Annotated in this window: 14 protein-coding genes and 1 pseudogene; 8 read left to right on the top strand and 7 right to left on the bottom strand. The window is 70.7% G+C overall.

Annotated elements, in window-relative coordinates; translation table 11 throughout:
- Positions 1 to 501 precede the first annotated feature (501 nt).
- Positions 502 to 1,731: a BN159_2729 family protein gene (locus ABZV42_RS12580; RefSeq protein ID WP_355976999.1), complete on the bottom strand. Its 1,230-nt coding sequence runs from the start codon at positions 1,729 to 1,731 to the stop codon at positions 502 to 504.
- Positions 1,728 to 2,309 carry a sigma-70 family RNA polymerase sigma factor gene (locus ABZV42_RS12575; RefSeq protein ID WP_355976997.1) on the bottom strand — a complete coding sequence of 194 codons (582 nt, stop codon included), beginning with the start codon at positions 2,307 to 2,309 and terminating at the stop codon, positions 1,728 to 1,730. The genes ABZV42_RS12580 and ABZV42_RS12575 overlap by 4 nt, the downstream gene beginning before the upstream one ends.
- Positions 2,310 to 2,736: 427 nt before the next feature.
- Between ABZV42_RS12575 and ABZV42_RS12570 the strand changes: the two genes are divergently transcribed.
- The 4 genes and pseudogenes from ABZV42_RS12570 to ABZV42_RS12555 all read left to right on the top strand — a co-directional run bounded on the left by ABZV42_RS12570 (position 2,737) and on the right by ABZV42_RS12555 (position 6,689).
- Positions 2,737 to 3,204 (top strand): transcriptional regulator, encoded by a 468-nt coding sequence (locus ABZV42_RS12570; RefSeq protein WP_355976996.1) that lies wholly within the window; start codon positions 2,737 to 2,739, stop codon positions 3,202 to 3,204.
- Between the two features lie 153 nt (positions 3,205 to 3,357).
- The gene (locus ABZV42_RS12565; protein WP_355976994.1) at positions 3,358 to 3,786 is read left to right on the top strand and encodes a hypothetical protein; all 429 of its coding nucleotides are present in this window, start codon (positions 3,358 to 3,360) and stop codon (positions 3,784 to 3,786) included.
- A gap of 286 nt (positions 3,787 to 4,072) precedes the next feature.
- A complete protein-coding gene (purB, locus tag ABZV42_RS12560; RefSeq protein ID WP_355976992.1) occupies positions 4,073 to 5,515 on the top strand; it encodes an adenylosuccinate lyase in 1,443 nt (480 codons plus the stop codon).
- Positions 5,516 to 5,873: 358 nt separating this feature from the next.
- Positions 5,874 to 6,689: pseudogene (locus tag ABZV42_RS12555) on the top strand (nucleotidyltransferase domain-containing protein).
- A gap of 55 nt (positions 6,690 to 6,744) precedes the next feature.
- Here ABZV42_RS12555 and ABZV42_RS12550 read toward each other — a convergent pair.
- The 3 genes from ABZV42_RS12550 to ABZV42_RS12540 are packed head-to-tail and all read right to left on the bottom strand — an operon-like array spanning position 6,745 to position 8,916.
- Complete coding sequence (locus ABZV42_RS12550) at positions 6,745 to 7,200, bottom strand: hypothetical protein (protein WP_355976990.1); 456 nt, start codon at positions 7,198 to 7,200, stop codon at positions 6,745 to 6,747.
- Between the two features lie 58 nt (positions 7,201 to 7,258).
- On the bottom strand, positions 7,259 to 7,984 hold the full coding sequence (locus ABZV42_RS12545; RefSeq protein WP_355976988.1) for an ABC transporter permease subunit: 726 nt from the start codon (positions 7,982 to 7,984) through the stop codon (positions 7,259 to 7,261).
- A 2-nt stretch (positions 7,985 to 7,986) separates the two neighbouring features.
- The gene (locus ABZV42_RS12540; RefSeq protein WP_355976986.1) at positions 7,987 to 8,916 is read right to left on the bottom strand and encodes an ATP-binding cassette domain-containing protein; all 930 of its coding nucleotides are present in this window, start codon (positions 8,914 to 8,916) and stop codon (positions 7,987 to 7,989) included.
- Positions 8,917 to 9,024: 108 nt separating this feature from the next.
- Between ABZV42_RS12540 and ABZV42_RS12535 the strand changes: the two genes are divergently transcribed.
- From ABZV42_RS12535 to ABZV42_RS12525, 3 genes are all read left to right on the top strand, one after another.
- Positions 9,025 to 10,188: a histidine kinase gene (locus ABZV42_RS12535; protein WP_355976984.1), complete on the top strand. Its 1,164-nt coding sequence runs from the start codon at positions 9,025 to 9,027 to the stop codon at positions 10,186 to 10,188.
- Positions 10,189 to 10,202: 14 nt separating this feature from the next.
- On the top strand, positions 10,203 to 10,865 hold the full coding sequence (locus tag ABZV42_RS12530; protein ID WP_355976982.1) for a response regulator transcription factor: 663 nt from the start codon (positions 10,203 to 10,205) through the stop codon (positions 10,863 to 10,865).
- A 98-nt stretch (positions 10,866 to 10,963) separates the two neighbouring features.
- Complete coding sequence (locus tag ABZV42_RS12525) at positions 10,964 to 12,121, top strand: ROK family transcriptional regulator (RefSeq protein WP_355976980.1); 1,158 nt, start codon at positions 10,964 to 10,966, stop codon at positions 12,119 to 12,121.
- Between the two features lie 221 nt (positions 12,122 to 12,342).
- On the opposite strand, the gene ABZV42_RS12520 is transcribed toward ABZV42_RS12525, so the two are convergent.
- Together ABZV42_RS12520 and ABZV42_RS12515 are read right to left on the bottom strand one after the other, a co-directional pair.
- Positions 12,343 to 13,104, bottom strand: coding sequence for a GntR family transcriptional regulator (locus ABZV42_RS12520; protein WP_355976978.1), 762 nt, complete (start codon positions 13,102 to 13,104; stop codon positions 12,343 to 12,345).
- A 302-nt stretch (positions 13,105 to 13,406) separates the two neighbouring features.
- A complete protein-coding gene (locus ABZV42_RS12515) occupies positions 13,407 to 14,291 on the bottom strand; it encodes an RNA polymerase sigma-70 factor (RefSeq protein ID WP_355976976.1) in 885 nt (294 codons plus the stop codon).
- A gap of 111 nt (positions 14,292 to 14,402) precedes the next feature.
- On the opposite strand from ABZV42_RS12515, the gene ABZV42_RS12510 reads away from it, so the two are divergent.
- Positions 14,403 to 15,056, top strand: a complete 654-nt coding sequence (locus ABZV42_RS12510; RefSeq protein WP_355976974.1) for an NAD(P)-binding domain-containing protein — start codon at positions 14,403 to 14,405, stop codon at positions 15,054 to 15,056.
- The last annotated feature ends 86 nt before the right edge of the window (positions 15,057 to 15,142 follow it).

Here is a 15,142-nt window from a genome sequence, read left to right as displayed (position 1 = left end):
GAAGTACGGCCGGGCCCGGCGCGTACGCCGGGCCCCGCCGACGGCCCCTCCAGCTTTGCGGAGCATGGAGAGGAGCCGTCTCGCCACCCTGGAGGGGATGGCAAGTAACAGGCCAGCCGAGGATTCCAGCTGGACTCAGCATCAAAGCACTCATGCCTGGGCCTGAGAAGTACGCCCCTGAGCACGGTCGGAGGAACTTGCCGGCGCCTTCCCACGGGCGTGGCCGGGGCAAAGGCGCATGCGTACCTTTTGGCACCGACACGCCACCGGTGGACCGATCAGGGCCGATGTGCCCCATCAGCACCGTTGGGACGGGCCGTGGGCAAGGTTCGAAACCAGCCAGACCACGCGACAGCACCTACTACCTGCCGGGATCGCTCTGCGCCAGGTGCAGTACACGGAACGTGAGCATGGGTGGACGCGCCGGCCCGGTCCACCTCATACAGAGAGGCGGACGTGACGAGTGAGAAACAGTCAGCCGGGGCGGCACCCCGGCAGCTGTCAGGCGCTGTCCCCGGCCATTCCTGCCGAGGGCAGGGGGGCCGCCGTCAGCGGGCCGTGCGCCATGACGATCGAGGCGAGCGGGTACGGGGGCCCGTCGGTGCCGCGCAGGATGAGCAGCGGCATCCCGCGCTCGTCCTGGCGCCTGCCGAGGGACAGCCAGATGCGGTCGGTCCGGTCGATCTGCGCCATCCCGAGGTCGTAGATCCGCCCCCAGAGATAGAAGGGATCGGCGGCCGCGTCACTCGCCTCCTGGAGGAGTTCGGGGACACCGTGCGCGGTGAGGTGAACGGCTACCCCGTCGAGGGTTCCCGCGGCCACCTGCGCGTGCCCGGCCGTCCTGGTCCGGACGTTTCGGGGGGCCCCGATCGCGTCGAGCCAGTACCCCCAGTCGTCCAGACACGTGGCCTTGACGGCCACCGTCACCCGCTCGCCGTCCGCCGTGATCTGCATGGCCTCCAGGCGTGCGAGGTGGTCGGACTGGAGGCTCGCGGCGACGGAGACCGCCCGGGCGGAGGCACTGCCCCATCCGACCACGCGCGACCGCGCCGCGGCCGGCCGCACCCGCGGAACCTGGCCGTCGACGAGTTGAGGAACCGACCCCGCCCCGTAGTCCGCCACGACCCGTCCGGCACCGCGGGCGGCGAGATGCAGGACGATCGCACCCCGCGCGGGCGGCACGAGCGGCGAGGACGCGGAAGCCCGGTCGTGCCGTGGCTCGGGGTCCTGACCAGCGGGATCGGGACTCTTGTGGCCGGGGGCGGACGCGGGAGCGTGATCACGCCGGGGCTCGGGCTCCTCACCGCCGAGTACGAATTCCTCCGGGTCCGCCCCGGGCGCGGGAGCCCGGTCGTGCCGCGGCTCGGAGCCGTCGGCGCCGAGGTCCCGTTCCTCGCGGTCCGGTGCGGACGCGGGCTCGCGGTCGTGCGGCGGCTCGGCCTCGTCGCCCGGGATCAGCCCCTTGCGGTTCAGCGCGGTGGCGATCCGCATGGCGACCTCGCTCGGATAACCGCAGTCCTCGACGATCGTGTCGACGGCCGCGTGATAGGCCTCCGGACGGTTCTGCCCGGCCTCGACCTGTGTCCGCAGCCGTTCGAGGACACCGGCACCGCCCGCCTCCACCAGACGCCCCTGGGCTTCCAGGTCGGCGACGAACTCCCTTGCAAAAGCGCCGAGTTGCTCGGCGAGATTGGCTTCGACGGCCGAACGGATCCCGGGCACGGTGGTCATGCCGCCACCCCCAGGTACTCACTGCGCAGCTTGGCCAGAGCCCTGAACTGGAGTGTCTTCACGGCGCCTTCGGACCGTTCCATCTGACGTGCCGTCTCCAGCACCGAGAACTCCATGAGGAATCGGCGTGTGAGGACTTCGCGTTGCGGGGGGCGCAGTTGCTCCAGCGCCTGGCGCAGCAATTCCTCGTCCAGACTGATCAGCACGGTGTCCTCGGTGCTGACCGTGAGATCTTCGTCGAAGCCGAGCATGTCCTCGACGACGAATTCGCGACGCTGGGCACTCTTGCAATGATCGATGACCTTGTTCCGGGCGATGGTGATCAGCCACCCGACGAAGCCGATACCGCGATACGTGAAAGTCCCGCGTTTCATCCAGGCGTTGAGAAAGGTCTCGCCGGTGATGTCCTCGGCGACCTGCCGATTGCGTACACGGCGCTGCACGTAAGCCAGGACCGCGGGGTGATGCAGAGCGTAGAGCTCCCCGAACGCGTCCCGGTCGCCCGCGAGCGCACGGGCGATAAGGGCCGGTTCTCTGGTGTCGAACCGCGGTGTGGCGGCGTTAGCCTCGGCGATCAAGGCCTACTCCGTTCATGAGTGGATGAACTGCGGTGGGCAGGTGCTGCGACGGTCCGCTCCGGCCGTGGCCGGGTCGGGGTGCCGGATGACCGGGTCGTCGCATCCGAACGTTTCGAGGCGTCCCCCGCGGATGCCTCGCAGCTCCGGAGCCTGTTCGAGCCGATGCCGAGGCGGTGCAAATAGGGTCCCCTCAAAGGGACTTGCATACGTGCGACTAACTCACAGTCATGCAACATATGCAACTTGCGTACATGCACGCAAGTTGCTTCGCCGGTATGACGGAGAGACTTTTTGCTGGGAACTGGCGTACGAGCCGTCCCTCTTGGCCTGGCATGACACTCACACACCGATTGACCTGCGAAGATGCACGCATGCAAGTCGCGTGCAAGTTGCATACACGCGCGCTACTCTCCGGAACATGCGGAGCATGGAAGAGTCCCCCCACGAGTCCCGCGATGAGCGACAAGCTCTCGCAAGGAAGGTGGGCGAGTACCTCACGAACGCCGCGACAGCGGCCGGGTACGACGTTCGCCCACGAGCCGGCGGCCGGGTTCAGCTGGCCGCCTCGATTGGAGTGAGCCTCACAACGATCAGCAGAACGCTGGAAGGAAAGACCCTCCCCCTTCCCTCGCAACTGACCACTTGGGCGTCAGTACTCGGCCTCGACCAGCGAGAGATGTTGGTGAACAGCGGCATGCTTCCGCCGGAACACGGGCCTCAGCCCGCGGTACGGAGGGTAGCCTCAGCATCACTCACCCCGGAGGAGGCCATGGACGCATGGGGAATCACTGATCTCAGAATCCGCACAATGCTCAGCGGGAACATCGTCCAAGCTATCGAGCTTCAAAAGGATCTCGATGCCGACGACAGCCGGGGGGCCACTGCAAGGGGGTAACGAAACGTGGCGTACAGACTGGCATTCGCGTCAACAGCCAGCTGCACAGCCGGCTGGACATTCGTGGGCGAGGGCGTCTGGCACCATACATGGGAGTTCGCGACAGTCGGGATCGGCCTGTTGACGATGGGCGTGGCCGGAGCACTTACGGTCGTGCTCCGTCACACGGTCAGACAGGTCGACGCCCGCACACGGCATGATCTCAGCGTCCTGGCGGAACACCGAAGACGTCTTGAGCTGGAGATGCACAAGCGCGAGCTGGAACTGTCCCGGCGGGAGAAAGCCATGGCCCGCAGGGCCACCATCACGGCCATCAGACTCGGCAGCCATGCCCGAGCCCTCGACGACGCGCGGAACGCGAACACGGCACTGCGCGCCAAGAACTCCCGGCTCATGCAGGAGATCGAGGAAGTCAACGACGAGCGCAACCAGCTGATCATGGCCGAGCTCACCCTCGCCCATGACCGGTTCACCTCGAAGACGTACGGGGGTCTGCGCGCTGTGGTCGGCAGCCAGCAGCCCCACCCCGATCCGCACGCCCAGGCAGGTTACGGGAGCCGCCCTCCTCGGTCGGGTTCCTGAGCACGAACCCTGCGAAAACGTTCCACCAAGCCATCCGTCCATCAATACGGTGAACAACTCCCTTCTGTTCAAAGGAGTTGAGCGTCGATCCGCCAAGACCACCGGCGGACGGCAGGAGCGACGACGTGGTCCGTGGTGCGCGCCGAGCGCGACACCCGCGTCCCGTCCCCGCGCCTCTCACGCACACCCCGGTCCGCCGGGGGGTGCCGCTCCGCCCTGACCTGCGCATCCGGGACGCCGCGGACATAACAGGAGCGGTGCCGGACAGCCGGTAAGCTCCGTACACGTGACTGCCGCGCCTGCAAAGCCCCGTATCCCCAACGTTCTCGCCGGACGCTACGCCTCCGCCGAGCTCGCCACGCTCTGGTCCCCCGAGCAGAAGGTCAAGCTGGAGCGTCAGCTCTGGCTCGCCGTGCTGCGGGCCCAGAAGGACCTCGGGATCGAGGTGCCGGACGCCGCCATCGCCGACTACGAGCGCGTCCTCGACCAGGTCGACCTCGCCTCCATCGCCGAGCGCGAGAAGGTCACCCGGCACGACGTGAAGGCACGGATCGAGGAGTTCAACGACCTCGCCGGTCACGAGCACGTGCACAAGGGCATGACGTCCCGCGACCTCACCGAGAACGTCGAGCAGTTGCAGATCCGGCTCTCCCTGGAGCTGATGCGCGACCGTACGGTGGCGGTCCTCGCCCGGCTGGCCAAGCTCGCCGGCGAGTACGCCGAGCTGGTCATGGCCGGCCGCTCGCACAACGTGGCCGCGCAGGCCACCACCCTGGGCAAGCGCTTCGCGACCGCCGCGGACGAGATGCTCGTCGCGTACGGCCGGCTCGAGGAACTGCTCGGCCGCTACCCGCTCCGCGGCATCAAGGGCCCGGTCGGCACGGCCCAGGACATGCTCGACCTGCTGGGCGGCGACGTGGCCAAGCTCGCGGACCTGGAGCAGCGGATCGCCGGGCACCTCGGCTTCGCGCAGGCCTTCACCTCCGTCGGCCAGGTCTACCCGCGCTCCCTGGACTACGACGTCGTCACCGCGCTGGTCCAGCTGGCGGCCGCGCCGTCCTCGACGGCCAAGACGATCCGGCTCATGGCCGGGCACGAGCTGGTCACCGAGGGCTTCAAGCCCGGCCAGGTCGGCTCCTCCGCGATGCCGCACAAGATGAACACCCGCTCCTGCGAGCGCGTCAACGGCCTGATGGTCATCCTGCGCGGCTACGCGTCGATGACGGGCGAGCTGGCCGGTGACCAGTGGAACGAGGGCGACGTGTCGTGCTCCGTGGTGCGTCGCGTCGCACTGCCGGACGCCTTCTTCGCGCTGGACGGTCTCCTGGAGACCTTCCTGACCGTCCTCGACGAGTTCGGCGCCTTCCCGGCCGTCGTCGCCCGCGAGCTCGACCGCTACCTGCCGTTCCTCGCGACGACCAAGGTCCTGATGGGCGCGGTGCGCGCCGGTGTCGGCCGTGAGGTCGCCCACGAGGCGATCAAGGAGAACGCCGTCGCCTCCGCCCTCGCCATGCGGGAGCAGGGCACCGAGCGCAACGAGCTGCTCGACAAGCTCGCGGCGGACGAGCGGATCCCGCTGGACCGCGCGCAGCTCGACGAGCTGATGGCCGACAAGCTGTCCTTCACGGGGGCCGCGGCCGGGCAGGTCGCCGTCGTCGTCGGCCGCGTCGAGGAGATCGTGAAGCAGCACCCGGAGGCCGCGGGCTACACGCCCGGCGCGATCCTCTGACACAGCTCGAACGAGCGGACCTGGAGGCCGCCCGCGACCGGCTCCTGCCGGATTCCCGCGGGCGGCCTCTCGGCGTTCCCGGGCGGCGCCCCGGCGCTTCCGCACGGCGTCCTGGCGTTCCTCGGCCACGACCCGGTGTTCCTCCGCGGACTCTCGGCGTCGTCCGGCGGCCGTCCGTCGTCCGGCGGCGCTCGGGCCTGGCTGACGGCTGCGGCCTCCGGCCCCGGTTCCGGCCGGCGCGGCAACCCGTTCCGGCCCGTAGGGGCTGCTCAGCGCGGCGGTGAAGCGGGGAGCGCGTCGGCATGCGTCCCGGGCAATTCGGTCGCGCCCGCGGGTCCGCCTCGGCAGACTCCGGGGTATGGATCGTCCGGGGGAGATCGCACAGCGGCTGTCCGAGGTCGACGGCATCGTCGGTGTGTGTCTGGGAGGCAGCCGGGCGAGCGGCACGCACGGTCCCGGTTCCGACTTCGACCTGGGCCTGTACTACCGGCCCGCCACTGGACACCGGCGCGCTGCGTCTGCTCGCGGCCCGGCTGACCGGAGGCCCGGTGGAGGTGACCGAGCCTGGCGGCTGGGGACCCTGGGTGGACGGTGGCGGCCGGCTGACGATCGACGGTCACCGCGTCGACTGGATCCACCGCGACCTGGACCGGGTGCACGACATCTGGCGGCAGTGCCTCGCCGGGCGGTTCGAGATCGGTGCCCAGCCCGGCCATCCCCTGGGCGTGTACTCCCACGCCTACGTGGGCGAACTGGCCGTCGGACAAGTCCTCGCCGACCCCGGCGGTGAGCTTCGGAGCCTGCGGGAGCTGACGCGCCGCTACCCCGAGCCGCTGCGCGAAGCACTCGTCGACAACGCGCGGTGGGAGGCACCGTTCGTCCTGGCCGGCGCGCGCAAGGGGGCTGCTCGCGGTGACGTCTTCCACGTCGCAGGCTGCCTCTTCCGCGCGGTCGGACTTCTCACGCACGCCCTCCACGCCCATGCCGGAGCTGGGTGCTCAACGAAAAAGGGGCGGTGCGGGCCGCGGGAGAACTCGCCGTCGCCCCGGCGGACTTCGCCGGGCGGGCTCACCGGCTGTTCTCCGCGCTCGGCACCACGTCGGAGACGCTCGCCGCCGCACTGGACGACGCCGACCGGCTCGTCGCCGAGGTGTGCGGTCACCTCGACCGGTAAACAGGTCCCCGAACGATCGTGTCCCCATGGCGCCCGCTTCGACTTGATCACGAAGTCACGGCGGGTCCGTCTCCGTGACCACCGCCAGCAGCCTGAACTCCTGGCCCTCACCGAGTCGGGAGATGCCGAGAACGAGCCAGCGGCCGGTGTCGTCCACCCGCCAGACCTGCGCGTTCCTCATGTGCGAACCGAGAGAGGCCCAGGGCTCCGGTATGAGTTCGTCGCCCTGCTGGGCGCGCAGGAACACTCCGTCGAAGCTCATCCATTGCGGCTCCCCCCGCCGGTCGGTGAGCCGCTGAGCGAGGGCCTCCCGCTGCGCCTCGAACTCCTCGGCCTCCTCCCGTTCGCCGCCCGGGCCCCCCGCGGAACCGGTGCTCCGCTCCAGCTCGACGACGTGGAAACCGGGTCCCCCCGGACCGCCGTACGACCCGGCGGCCGACCCGCCGTGCCCCGTGGGAAAGTCCTCGGCGCACAGCCGGTCGATCGTGGCGAGATGCTGCGCGATGGTCATGACGTCCAGTAAAGCCGCCACCACTGACAATTGGTGAGGCGTCAGGAAGCCCGCGCGGTCACGCGTCCCTGCGCCGGACGCACCACGCGCCCGCGCCCAATGCCGCCGCGGTCCACAGCGCGGTCACGCCGAGCCCGGTCCAGGGGCCGAGGGCTCCGTCCGACGTCTCGTGCAGAACCGTCTGCCCGGCCTTGTCCGGCAGGAAGTCCGCCACGCTCCCCGAAGCTCCCCCGACGACGAAGGACACGATCAGGAGGAACGGGATCAGGATGCCCAGCGTGGCGACCCCGCTGCGCAGGACGGCCGCGAGGCCCGCCGCGAACAGGGCCATCAAGGCCAGGTAGACCGCGCAGCCGGCCACTCCCCGCAGCTCCTCCGTCCAGGTCAGGGCGTCCGCCCGGGAACCGAGCACGGCCGTCCCGACGACCAGCGCGGCCACGCCGGTGACCAGGCCGATGCCCAGGGCCGGTACTCCGATCGCCACCGCCTTCGCCAGGAACCAGCGCCCCCGGTCGGGAACCGCCGTGAGCGAGACACGCAGCGCGCCGCCCTGGTACTCGGCCGAGACCGCCTGCGCTCCGAAGGTGATGGCCGCGATCTGGCCGAAACTCACACCGAAGAAGGTCGAGAAGAGCGCGTCGAAGTCCCGCTCACCGGAGTCGTCGAGTCCGGCGAGTGCAGAGAACGCCACCGTGGCCGCGAGCACGGCGAACAGGCCCCACAGGAGCGGGCGCAGCGTCCGGATCTTGATCAGTTCCGCGCGGAGTACGGGTGCGAAGGACATGGTCAGGCCTCCTGAGGCTGTGTCGGGGTGGCGGCGAACTCGGTCTCGGCGGCTGTCAGATCCAGATAGGCCTGCTCCAACGTGCCGTCCTCCGAGGCGAGTTCGAGGATCGGCAGGCCCGCGGCCGAGACAAAGCGACCGATGTCCTCCAGCCGCGCGTCGAGGGCGGTCCAGCGGCCCTCCTCGCCCTCGACCGCCTCGACGCCGTGCCGCGCGAGCAGGCCTCCCAGCGCGCGGCTGTCCGTGCTGCGTACCCGCACGCGAGGCTGGACGCGTGCGTCGATGAACTCGCGCATGGGCATGTCGGCCAGCAGCCTGCCGCGGCCGAGGACGACGAGCCGGTCGGCGAAGGAGGCCGTCTCGTTCATGAGGTGGCTGGAGACGAGGACGGTGCGCCCCTCCCGGGCCAGCCGGCGCAGCAGCTCCCGGATCCAGATGATCCCCTCGGGGTCCAGCCCGTTCGACGGTTCGTCCAGGAGCACCACGGGCGGATCTCCGAGAAGGGCTGCCGCGATGCCCAGCCGCTGACGCATGCCCAGGGAGTACGTCTTCACCCGGTGCCTGGCCACCGGGGCGAGCCCGGTCTCCTCCAGCACGTCGTCGACCCGGCGTTCGGGGATGCGGCTCGTGACGGCGAGTGCCCTCAGGTGGTCCCGGGCGGTCCGCGATCCGTGCGCGGCTCCCGCGTCGAGGAGGGCGCCCACCTTCCGGAGCGGCTCGTCGAGGGTGGCGTACGCGCGGCCCCCGATGGTGGCGGTGCCCGAGGTGGACCGGTCCAGGCCCAGCACGAGCCGCATGGTGGTGGACTTTCCGGCACCGTTGGGGCCGAGGAATCCGGTGACACGGCCCGGGAGAACGCTGAAGGTCAGGTGGTCCACGGCGCGCTTGCCGCCGTACTCCTTGGTCAGGTCTTGGACGTCGATGCTGGTCATGGGCCCAGCCTGGCCGCCGTCGGCCACCGCCCGCCTCCCCCGCGGGTGGAGATCGCCTCCCCCGGCCGGGGGAGGTCCGCTGTCGGTGCCCGCTGGCACGATGGCGCGATGGCCCGGTTTCTGCGCCCGCTGCTGTGGGGGACGACGTACACGCGATTGCTGCACCTGTGGGTGCCGATGCTGTTCGTCAGCGTGTGGCTGTTCATCGACATGACAAGGCCGTGGGTGCCCGCGCTGATGCTCATTCCGCTGGGGCTGATCCCGGCCGTGCGGCGGGGCGAGGGTGTACAGGCTCGGTTCATGCTGGCGCCCGGCGAGCGGGGCGGCGAGGATACGGCGTTCTCGGTCGCCCCCTCGGCCGGCCCGAGGGACCGGTGGCGGACCGTGCTCTGGCTGGAGGCGCGCCTGCTGCTGAGCGTGGCGACCTCCGCGGTCACCGTGTGGCTGCCCACGTTCGCCGTCGACCTCACGAGAGCGGCCCTCGGCTACTGGCCGTCCGGCGACCCCGTGATCCGGCTCCTGGACCCGCACTGGAGCTGCGCGCTGCTCATTCCCCTGCCCCTGCTCGCCCTGTACGGCGCGGTGGTCGGCCTGGGCGAGCTGACCACGGCGCTCGCTCGACGGCTCCTCGGTCCCTCCCCCACCGAGCGGCTCGCCGCGCTGGAGGAGCGCACCGAGCAGCTCTTGGAGCGCAATCGCATAGCCCGAGAGCTGCACGACTCCATCGGCCACGCGCTCACCGTCGCGGTGGTGCAGGCCGGCGCCGCGCGCGCGGCCGGCGACCCGGAGTTCACCGACCGTGCCCTGACCGCCATCGAGGAGACCGGAAGAGCCGCTCTGGAGGACCTGGAGCGGGTGCTCGGGGTGCTGCGCGAGGCGGAACGCCCGGCGAGCGGCCGCCCCACGCTGACCGACGCCGACCGGCTGCTGGAGTCGGCGCGCATCTCGGGGGCCGAGGTGGACGCCGAGGTGACGGGTCCTTTGGAGACGGTGGCCGGTCCGGTGTCCAGAGAGGGCTACCGCATCCTCCAGGAGTCGCTCACCAACGTGCTGCGGCACGCCGGAAGCGTTCCGGTGCGGGTGCGTATCGATGTCAGGGACGGCGCGCTCTCCCTGGAGGTCCGCAATCCCCTGCCGGACGGCAGATCCGCTCCCGGACGGGGCAGCGGTCTGCGCGGCATACGGGAGCGGGCCGCCCTGCTCGGCGGCAGCGCCCGCACGGGCCCGCACGAGGGCGACTGGCAGGTGCATGCCGAGCTGCCGCTGCACTGATCTACGCTGGCCGGATGCCGGTCACCGTTCTGCTCGTCGACGACGAACCCCTCGTACGCGCGGGACTGCGCGCCGTTCTGGAGGCGCAGCCCGACATCGAGGTCGTCGGTGAGGCCGCCGACGGCGCCGCCGTGATCCCGCTGGTCCGGCAGTTGCGGCCGGACGTGGTCGCCATGGATGTCCGCATGCCCCTGATGGACGGCATCGAGGCCACCCGCGCGGTGCTGCGGACCGTCGCCGACCCACCCAAGATCCTTGTGGTGACGACGTTCGAGAACGACGAATACGTCTACGAGGCGCTGCGCGCGGGGGCCGACGGATTCCTCCTGAAGCGGGCCCGGCCGGCCGAGATCGTGCACGCGGTGCGACTGGTGGCCGAGGGCGAGTCCCTGCTGTTCCCCGCCTCCGTACGGCAGTTGGCGGCCGACTACGGGGACGGCGGGGCCAGTCCGGCGGCGCGAGCGGTCATGGAGCGGGCCGCGCTGACCGAGCGGGAGGCGGAGGTGCTGCGGCTGATGGCCCGGGGGATGTCCAACGCCGAGATCGCCGCGCGGCTGGTCGTCGGCACGGAGACGGTCAAGTCGCACGTGAGCTCCGTACTGGCGAAGCTGGGGGCCAGGGACCGTACTCAGGCGGTCATCGCTGCCTACGAGTCGGGGTTCGTGGCGCCGGGCTGACGGCGGCCCGTGAACGGGAAAGGGTCCCCGGCCCTCGCCGGGGTCCCCCACGACGAGTACGATCCGGCCAACACGCGTACAAGCTGGGAGGACGGACGTTGGGGCGGTTGACCGGCGGGGATCCCTCTCTGCTGCGACGGATCAATTCGGCGGTGGTCCTGCACGCCTTGCGTGCAACGGACTGCGCGACCCTCACCGAGATCACCCGGGTGACCGGATTGTCACGGCCGACGGTCGAAGGAGTCGTCGAGGGGCTGATCGAGAACGGGCTCGTCGTCGAGAAGGCGGCCGAGGAGGGCGCCGCACGGCGCCAGGGACGTCCGGCGCGCAGGTTCCGGTTCCGGGCCGAGGCGGGGCACCTGCTGGGCCTGGAGATCGGCCCACACCGCGTCGCGGCGCTGCTCGCGGACCTGGACGGGCGCGTGCTGGGCGCGATGGCCAAGGACGTGGAGGAGACTGCGTCCGCCGACGAGCGGCTCGAGCGGCTCCGGATGGCGGTCGCCGAACTGCTGCGCAGGGCGGGTGTCGCCCGTAGCTCCCTGCGCGCGGTGGGCGTCGGAAGCCCCGGCATCGTCGAGGCGGACGGCACCGTACGCCTGGGCACCGCGCTGCCGGAGTGGACGGGCCTGCCGCTGGGCGAGCGGCTGAGCCGTTCCTTCAAGTGTCCGGTGCTCGTGGAGAACGACGCCAACGCGGCGGCGGTCGCGGAGCACTGGAAGGGTTCGGCGACCGAGGTCGACGATGTCGTGTTCGTCCTGGCGGGGCTGAGTCCGGGCGCCGGCTCACTGATCGGCGGACGGCTGCACCGGGGGTACGGCGGGGCGGCCGGTGAGATCGGCGCACTGCATCTGCTGGGCCGTGACGTCACCCCTGAGACGCTGCTGTCGACGACGGACGAGCCGTTGCACCCGCTCGACGAGCAGGCGGTCGCGAAGGTCTTCGCGCTGGCCAGGAACGGCGACCAGCGGGCGCGTGCGGCCGTCGACCGCTTCATCCAGCGGCTGGTGCACGATGTGGCCGCCCTGGTCCTCGCCCTCGACCCGGAGCTGGTCGTCATCGGCGGCTGGGCGGCCGGTCTGGACGGCGTACTGGAGCCGCTGCGCAGGGAGTTGGCTCGCTACTGCCTGCGTCCGCCCAAGGTGGCCCTCTCGTTGCTGGGAGAAGCGGCCGTGGCGACCGGCGCGCTGCGGCTGGCCCTCGACCATGTGGAGGAGCAGCTGTTCGCGGTGGAGGGAACCGTGACCGCGCGCCACTGAAGCGCGGGCGGGGCGATGGAGACGGCCGACCACCCGTCCCGCCCCAACCGACCCGGCTCCGCCTCCAGCTCCAGCTCCAGCTCCAGCTCCAGCTCCAGCTCCAGCTCCAGCTCCAGCTCCAGCTCCAGCCACAAAACCCGTCGCGCCCCGAAGTGTTCCGGGGTGCGACGGGTGAGGTCCGGGACCCGTCTCGGACGGCTCGACTGTCCGGGTCGGACGGCTCAGGAGGCGCGGCGCTCCGGGTCGTGGTGGATCTCCACACCACCGGAAGCACCGAACGTGAGCCGGCAGGTGTCGGCGCGATACGTGGCCACGGACACCGCCGCGGTGCGCCCCTCGGTGAAGAAGCGGGTCGTCACGACGAGAACGGGCGCCCCGGGAAGGCGGTCGAGCTCCTTGGCGTCGTCCGCGCGGGCCGACCCCAGCTCGACGGCACGGTCCTGGCCTCCCAAGTCCCGTCGCTGGAGTTCCCGCAGCACGGCACGCGCGCGTGCGGCGCCCGAGGGCGCGTCGATCGCCGACAGGTCCGGCACCGAGGACGCCGGGATGTACAGGAGCTCGGCGGCTGCGGGCTGGCCATGCGTCACCAGGGAACGGCGCACGGTGTGCACCGTCTCACCGTCGGCGGTCTCCAGCATGCCGGCCACCGGCGCGGGCGGCGCCGCAACGGTGCAGTCCGCGGCGTGCCAGGCGTCACCGGCCGCCCCCGGCCACACGTGCTGTTCGGTTCCCACGGCCACACCCACGCGCGGTGGCGCGACGGTGGTGCCCACTCCGCGACGGCGCTGGAGACGGCCTTCGAGTTCGAGCTGCTCGAGCGCTTGGCGCAGGGTCGCCCGAGCGACACCGAAGCGGGCCGCGAGGTCACGTTCGTTGGGCAGGATCTCGCCCACCGTGAACTCGGAGTCCAGCGCTTCGCTGAGCACGGTCCTGAGATGCCAGTACTTCGGTTCCGGCACCGATTCCAACTGCGTGGTCCCCACCCTGTCCTCCGCAATCGCCGTTGCCCGGCGGCGTTTTAAAGCCCTTGTTTATTAAAGGTTCCTGCACTATCCCTGCGACGATAGGCCCGGCCCCACCCTTGGTCAAGACCAATCCTCGAACCCTTACGGTTCGCACAGGCACCCCGCCGCGGAGCGTTCACGGGGTGTTCGCGCCGGGCGACGTTCCTGACACAACGCCGAAAGCCCCCGTACAAAGACGGGGGCTTTCGGGGTCCTGCGGTGCCTCGAACGTGACGTTTCCAGGGCGGCCGATGCCGTGACGGACGCTGCCCGCTGCGGAACTAGTCGGCAGGGATCCTGAGCAGCTTCTCCGGGTTGCGCACGATGTAGACGCACTGGACACGGCCGTCGGCGACGTCCAGTTGGATGATGCTGTCGGGCTTGCCCTCGGACAGCGCCAGCACCGCGAGACCGCCGTTGACCTCGAGGAAGCGCAACGACAGACCGGAGACGCCCTTCCTGGCGACGCCGATGACGAAGCGGGCGACCTTCTCGGCCGTGTCGAGGATCCGCAGCGGTGCCTGGGCCAGGCCCCCGCTGTCTCCGATGAGCCGCGCCTCGGGCGCCAGCAGGGAGACGAGTCCCTCCAGATCGCCCTCGCCCGCCGCGGCGAGGAACCGCTCGGTGAGGTCCCGGCGTTCGGCCGGGTCTACGTCGTAGCGTGGCCGCCGCTCCTCCACATGCTTGCGCGCCCGCCCGGCGAGCTGACGCACCGCGGGTTCGCCCCGGTCGAGGACGGCCGCGATGTCGGCGTACGGATAGCCGAACGCCTCCCTCAGGACGAACACCGCGCGTTCGAGGGGAGACAGGGACTCCAGGACGACGAGGACCGCGAGGGACACGGAGTCCGCGAGGACCGCCCGTTCGGCACTGTCGGGTACGGGGTCACCGAAGTCGGTGACATACGGTTCCGGGAGCCACGGTCCTACGTAGGCCTCGCGGCGCGACTGGACCTGACGCAGCCGGTCGATGGCGAGCCGGGTCGTGACACGGACCAGGTACGCGCGCGGTTCACGCACCTCGGACCGGTCCTCGGCGGACCAGCGCAACCACGCTTCCTGGACCACGTCCTCCGCGTCGGCCACACGTGCGAGCATGCGGTACGCCACGCCCATCAGTACGGGACGGTGCTCTTCGAAGACATCGGTCGCCGTGTCGAGTGCCACCGCACCATCCCACCCGACACGTTCCCCGGTGTCCAGGCGAAGCGGCCGCTCCGGAGCACAATGACCGCGGACCGCCGGTGACCGACGGTCCCGACAACGGGAGGAACGACCATGCGATACGGGGTTCTGGGTACGGGAGACGTGGGGCGCGCCCTGGCCGGCAAGCTGATCGAACTGGGCCACGAGGTCTCCCTGGGCTCACGCACGAAGGACAACACGGCGGCCGTCGAGTGGGCCGACGGCGCCGGTCCCACGGCGCATCACGGCACCTTCGCGGACGCCGCGGCCTTCGGCGAGGCGGTCGTGAACGCGGTGGGAGGGCGGATCGCGCTCACCGTGCTGCGCTCGGCCGGGGAGGAACACCTGGACGGCAAGGTACTGCTGGACGTGTCCAACCCCATGGCGTTCGAGGATGGCGAACTGCGGCTGTCCCCCGTCGAGTCGGACAGCGTGGGCGAGCAGATCCAGCGGGCGTTCCCGCGGGCCCGTGTGGTGAAGAGTCTGAACACCGTCAACTGTCAGGTGATGGTGGACCCTTCCAGGGTGCCGGGCGAGCACCAGATCTTCGTCTCGGGTGACGACGACAGCGCCAAGGAACAGGTGACGGCGTTGCTGGGCGAGTTCGGCTGGCCCACGCACCGGGTGTTCGACCTCGGCGGCATCCGGACCGCGCGGGCCGCTGAGATGTATCTGCCGCTGTGGCTGGACCTCATGCGGGGCATCGGCCACCCGGACTTCAACGTGGAGGTGCGCAAGGCGCGTTAGCGCGGGGTGCGTTAGCGGAGGGTGAGCGATCCGGGTTTGGGACGCCGGGGGGCGGGAGCCGGGGCCCGGCAGGCGCGCGTGTGCGG

The organism is Streptomyces sp. NPDC005281 (assembly GCF_040607495.1).
GTDB lineage: Bacteria > Actinomycetota > Actinomycetes > Streptomycetales > Streptomycetaceae > Streptomyces.
This window is presented reverse-complemented; position numbering and strand designations above follow the sequence as displayed.